The 5,490-nt window shown below is 42.4% G+C and carries 5 protein-coding genes; 3 read left to right on the top strand and 2 right to left on the bottom strand.

Annotated elements, in window-relative coordinates; all coding sequences use genetic code 11:
* Window positions 1-106 precede the first annotated feature (106 nt).
* On the bottom strand, window positions 107-2,926 hold the full coding sequence (locus NJ959_RS25025; protein WP_254014472.1) for a CHAT domain-containing protein: 2,820 nt from the start codon (window positions 2,924-2,926) through the stop codon (window positions 107-109).
* A gap of 181 nt (window positions 2,927-3,107) precedes the next feature.
* Between NJ959_RS25025 and NJ959_RS25020 the strand changes: the two genes are divergently transcribed.
* Both NJ959_RS25020 and NJ959_RS25015 read left to right on the top strand, forming a co-directional pair.
* Window positions 3,108-3,251, top strand: coding sequence for a hypothetical protein (locus tag NJ959_RS25020; protein WP_254014471.1), 144 nt, complete (start codon window positions 3,108-3,110; stop codon window positions 3,249-3,251).
* Complete coding sequence (locus NJ959_RS25015; protein ID WP_254014470.1) at window positions 3,211-4,137, top strand: histone deacetylase family protein; 927 nt, start codon at window positions 3,211-3,213, stop codon at window positions 4,135-4,137. The genes NJ959_RS25020 and NJ959_RS25015 overlap by 41 nt, the downstream gene beginning before the upstream one ends.
* 209 nt (window positions 4,138-4,346) lie before the next feature.
* Here NJ959_RS25015 and NJ959_RS25010 read toward each other — a convergent pair whose 3' ends face one another.
* Complete coding sequence (locus tag NJ959_RS25010; protein ID WP_254014469.1) at window positions 4,347-4,553, bottom strand: hypothetical protein; 207 nt, start codon at window positions 4,551-4,553, stop codon at window positions 4,347-4,349.
* Window positions 4,554-4,815: 262 nt separating this feature from the next.
* Here NJ959_RS25010 and NJ959_RS25005 point away from each other — a divergent pair, with 262 nt between their 5' ends.
* The gene (locus NJ959_RS25005; protein ID WP_254014468.1) at window positions 4,816-5,016 is read left to right on the top strand and encodes a hypothetical protein; all 201 of its coding nucleotides are present in this window, start codon (window positions 4,816-4,818) and stop codon (window positions 5,014-5,016) included.
* Window positions 5,017-5,490 lie beyond the last annotated feature (474 nt).

Here is a 5,490-nt window from a genome sequence, read left to right as displayed (position 1 = left end):
TAAGCCACTTTCAGCCTTCGAGGATTTATTACGTTATGTAAATTACTTTGTTTTTAGGGAGAGGGTTGGGGGTGAGGGCAAAATCGCCCATGCCCCATTCCCCGAGCTAAAGCCAATTCCCCACTAATACAAATGGTGCCCAAAAATAAGGATGCTGCAAATACTTAGGATCTTTTAAAATCGCTACTTGGGCGCGACGCAAGGCTTCTGCTTTAGTCACATTTTCCTTGGTTAACTCCTGATAAAACTGCACCATTAAATTTGCTGTCGAAGCATCATCTACCAACCACAAACTAGCTAGAGTACTCCGCACTCCAGCCCGCACGGCAACGCCAGCAATACCTAAAGTTGCTCTATCATCTCCTTTGGCTGTTTCGCAAGCACTGAGTACTAGTAATTCAATGGGATTTGAGCCGCGTAAATCTGTTTTTTGGAATAAGTTATTTAATTCATTGACATTAATGCGATCGTCCCAAGTTAAAATAAATGTGTTTTCTGCCTTGGAACTAAACTGACCGTGTGTGGCTAAGTGTACCACAGGAAAAGGAACACTACCAATCGCCTCTTTGATTGTAGCTTTGGTAAAGTCTTTATTTAGCAGCAATTTACCCGACATCAAAGAATTAATGTCCTTGATTTCCATTTCCACATTCGGTAAGGCGGCAAAATTTTGATGGGCTTCTGATAATCCAGCTATTAAACCAGTTAATTTTCTTTCTCCTAATGGCTGAGATTCTAGTAATTCTAATCCTGGAGTCAGGGCAACAGCGTAATTTTCAATTAAAAACTGATCTCCATTGTGGAGGGCAGATACTGGAATATTCCGTAATGCACCATTGAGAACAAATACTAAGGTTTTGACGTTACTCTTTACCAATTCTGTCTCTATTGGTTTGATTAACCAACTATAAACTTGTTGGGCAAGGGGTAAATACCGAGTACTGGTGCGCTGAGGTAAAGATTGACGTAGCTGGATCAAGGTCTTTTCTATTTGGTCTTGGGGTAAAACTGTGGTATAACGATGGAGAGGCTGACCGGACAAGCTGACAATAACTTCTAGGCGATTTGACAGGATAATCGGATAAATTATAGCGGCTTCTTTGTCAATGTTATCGATTTGCACTGATTTGGCATTTAAACAATCTGTGCGGAAGAAATTATCTAGTTCGGCCAATTGCAATGACTCAATAACTTGGCGGGCTTTTTCTAACTTATCTGGTGTGGTTTTTCCTTCAGCAGGTAGGAGTAATTCAACGAATTCTCGATAGATAGGTTCGACACTTTGCCGAAAGGAAAACTGGACATCGGGATTGATTGCCACTAAATCGCTACGAAGAGACTGGAGGGTAGTAACTGCATCACCGTAAGCCGCGATCGCACCTTCTATGTTACCTTGTTTTTTCAGTAATCTCCCTAACTGTCTTTGCCAAGGATACAAAATATCTGATCCTTTGATAGATTGAGCCTGAATTAAGGCTTGTTGAGTTAACTCTTGTGCCTCTTTGAGTTGATGATTATTTTCGTATAATTCCCCCAAACTACCTAAGCCAAATGCTTCTGCCCGTTTATCTCCCAGTTTTTTTGCCTCTTCAATGGCTCTGGACAAAAGTTTAGCTATCTGATTAACTCGAAAGTCGCCCGATTCCCGATCGCCCAATTTCATCATACTCTCGGCAAGGTTAATCCGGAAGTATATTGCTGAGTTACTAGGTGGCAAACTATCTATTTTTGTCTCTATTTCCGGTAAAAGTACTTTGGCTTGCTGAATATTTTCATTCTCTATCAGCAAACTCAGTTGATTTAATTGTGCCCGAATTGTTGTTCTTGGTGAAGTTGACTCTGTAACCGCCTGTTGATAAAAACTGAGTGCCTCTTCCACCTTCTTTTCTTGGCGGGCGACATTAGCCAAGCTGAATAGGGCTGCACTAATATCTGGCTGAGATTTTAACTGACGGGCAATTTGCAAACTTTGCTCTAGAGTTTGGCGAGATTGGGGGAGGTTACCCACCAATTGGAGGACATCACCGAGCGATCGCAAACCCACTACTTTTGCGATCGAATCCGGTTGAGTATCGAGACTTTGCTTGACTTGGTTTAGCACCGTCAAGGCACGACGATATAGTCCTAATACTTCCATCGCCTGTGCCTGATTAATTAAACTTTTAATGTTACCAGATTCATCTCCCAATTGACTATAAGTAGCATTGGCTGATTTCCAAGTAGCTAAGGCGGCTTCAGTTTGTCCCATATTTAGTTGCAACTTACCCTGAATATCCTGAGTTTGGGCAAGGATTCTCAATCGTTGTGGAGGAGAATCTATACCTGGTGCAGCTTCCAGTAAATTAAGGCTTTCTGAAATAGCTTTATTTGCCTCATCCCACAATCCCAATTCCTGATAAGTTAAAGATAGATTACTCAAAACGGCGGCTTGTTTGAGAGTATCCCCTTGAACTTTATAAGACTCAGCCGCTTGTTTCAGGATATTTATAGCTTCAGTAAATCTACCCGCATCATATAGAGTTTTGCCTTGTTGTACTAAGTCAGGAATTGAATCAGCAGATGTAAGGTTCGGGCTTAGGGATTGAGATGATGCAAAGAGGAAAAAATTCTCCGCCTGTTTTTCCCCATTCTCCACAATAGGGACTTTCGCCAAAACAGGGGAAATTACTGTACAGATGAAAGCCGTAGTTAGTGCTAATCCTAGCCAGGATATCCACTTCCTTCTGTTTAAAAGTCTAGGAATTGTTTTCAAACCCAGGAAAGGCGAAACATTCGGATCTAAAACTGGGGATTTATTGCAGCAGTTACCGCCCCTTCCCCGCAGGGAATTATTCGCTTCTACTCTAGATTTTATAGTGTGAAGACACGCCCTAAGTTTTTGTAGAGCTGATGATCGATGAAAAAATTGCTGCCGTTTTCTTGTCATAATTCAGAGACAGGCGAGATGCCTATTTGACATTCAGAGGTGGGTGATAGACACTTATTCGTTTCTTATACAGAGGAATTATTGGGATATTGAGGGTTAGTCCTTGCGTCCTCGGTTTGAAAGGACGGTTTTTTTGGGATATTCCCGATTCCGATCGTATTTTAGTCGGTTCGGGCAAGGATTGAACGGCGATAGTGCAATTATTAATGTCCGGTCAGCTTTTGTGGTACGGATGAGTATACAATTTTCAGAACGTGCTACCATCCTGTCAATTCTGCAAGACTATGCTGCCAGTTATCTACTCCGACGAGTTTCTCCACCATGATAATGGTAAATTCCATCCAGAACGACCGGAAAGGTTGACAGCCATTGTTAATGCGTTGAAAGCAGCACCTTGGGCTGGCAAACTTGATTGGCAGTTACCCACACCTGTAGAAAAGCGCGAGGTAATGCCCCTAGTGGCAAAAGTTCATGACCAATCCTACATTGAACTAGTGGAAAGGATTGCTAAGGATGGGGGTGGGATGCTTGATGGTGACACGCGGATTTGCGATCGCAGTTATGATATCGCTCTATTGGCAGTTAGTGCTTGGCTAGATGGGGTAGATTCTGTCCTCGCTAATAATCTTCCTGCTTTTATTCTGGCACGTCCGCCGGGACACCACGCGGAAAGGGAACGGGGGATGGGATTTTGTTTATTTTCTAATGCTGCGATCGCAGCATACCACGCTTTGGCACAACCGACAATCGAAAAGGTTGCCATTTTAGATTGGGATGTCCATCACGGGAATGGCACGCAACATATTGTCGAACATGATGCCAGAATTGCCTATTGTTCGCTCCATCAATCTCCCTGCTATCCTGGTACGGGTTACGCTAGTGAAACTGGTTATCATGATAATGTTTTAAATCTTCCCATGTCACTGGGTAGCACATTGGCCGAATATCAGCCAATGTTCGAGGATAAAATTATGCCATTTATCAGTAATTTTCAACCAGACTTACTAATTGTCAGTGCTGGTTACGATGCCACTGCTGACGATCCTTTGGCAGGGATATCTCTACAGCCGCAAGATTACGGTATTTTCACCAATTATTGTTTGCAATTAACGCGGCGAATCCTCTTTGGATTAGAAGGAGGTTACGATCTAGATTCCCTATCTCAATCGGTTGTATCAACTATTGGTAGTTGTTTGGCGGTTCAGGTTTAGGAGTAAATTCGGCAGCTACACAACAAACCAATAACTAATGACCAAGAACGAATAACTAGAGAATCAATCATAAATTTCAATTTCCCCTTTCCAGACTTTCTCCTGAATAGTTCTCATCAACGCCGCTTCTTCAACCGTTACCTTCTTATCTTCATAGATAGCAGCCATAATGCGATCGCATTCCTGACGAGAAAGCTTGCCATCTGCGATTAGGAATACTTCTTGACCACAAAAGAATCATCACCTTGGTGAGAATTTTTTAGATCTTGAGCTTTATGCAACGCTGTTTGAAGATTTGGATAGGGACCAGCCCAGAAATAGGCATTAATCAACTCATCACCGCCTGCTAGGGAACCGTAAACCAGATAATAAACACCATAAAGTTCCTTAGCACCGTTAATAATTTTAGTTAACATAATACTATTAATGTCCCTAGATTCTAGTTCCTAGCTCGACAAACCCCCGCAAGAAGTTGTAGTGGATAGTGAAATTATCGGTACTACTCCTGTAAAATGTACCATAAACTGATAACTTGTAAATAGACTGAGGAGGTATAGCAAAAGTCATGCCTTCAAAAGTCACGCATTGAAATGCCTGCTGTGACTTAGCTCTGGCATTTTGCCTGTTTTTAGCGGATCATTAGCGTTATAGTTACTCTCGCAACAAGGAATGACAACTATGGCAGATCGAACCTTTCAACCTATAATTCCCACAGAATTATGCCTAAGTTTCGCGACAGTACCAATACTCTTGGGTATTCTATCCATGGAGGCGGTTAGCTCTTGCCTTCAAAGTGCTGGTGTCAAGAGTGAGGAAGTATTCCGAGGCGTGCGATTGCCTGTTCTTCCTTTCCGCTCCGAAAAACCTATCCAAAGCTAGACAGAAGTGACAGGAAGTGTAGTTATCTGATTTTGTATCATCATCTTCCGAAGCTGAGGCAAAATGCCTGAAATCCTGATTCTTTCGTTGTGAGCTTCGGTCGCTTACCCTGTAAGGGTTTCATCGATTTTTATCGGGCTATTTGTCGAAAAGTTTTCCCCAAAATTGGTGAGCTTCGGAAAGTGCCTCTGGACTTCTTATGGGGTAAGGGTTTATAATCAAGGGGTCCCCACTCGCTGGGGAAACTAATTGAATGGAAACGAAAATTTGAGAATAGATCGCAGCCAATACTTTAAAGTCCCCACTCGCTGGGGAAACTAATTGAATGGAAACGATTATTTCACAGATGGGTTAGTTGCTGGTATTATGTGTCCCCACTCGTTGGGGAAACTAATTGAATGGAAACATCATCCAAAAGATTAGATATAGGGGACATTCCTGTGTCCCCACTCGCTAAAAGAACCCACACCCCAC

The organism is Limnofasciculus baicalensis BBK-W-15, assembly GCF_024178385.1.
Taxonomy (GTDB): domain Bacteria; phylum Cyanobacteriota; class Cyanobacteriia; order Cyanobacteriales; family Coleofasciculaceae; genus Limnofasciculus; species Limnofasciculus baicalensis.
This window is presented reverse-complemented; position numbering and strand designations above follow the sequence as displayed.

Coding starts and splice junctions, on each gene's coding strand:
- NJ959_RS25010 (WP_254014469.1), bottom strand. CDS start 4,553: ATGTTAACTAAAATTATTAACGGTGCTAAGGAACTTTATGGTGTTTAT.
- NJ959_RS25015 (WP_254014470.1), top strand. CDS start 3,211: ATGCTGCCAGTTATCTACTCCGACGAGTTTCTCCACCATGATAATGGT.
- NJ959_RS25005 (WP_254014468.1), top strand. CDS start 4,816: ATGGCAGATCGAACCTTTCAACCTATAATTCCCACAGAATTATGCCTA.
- NJ959_RS25025 (WP_254014472.1), bottom strand. CDS start 2,926: ATGACAAGAAAACGGCAGCAATTTTTTCATCGATCATCAGCTCTACAA.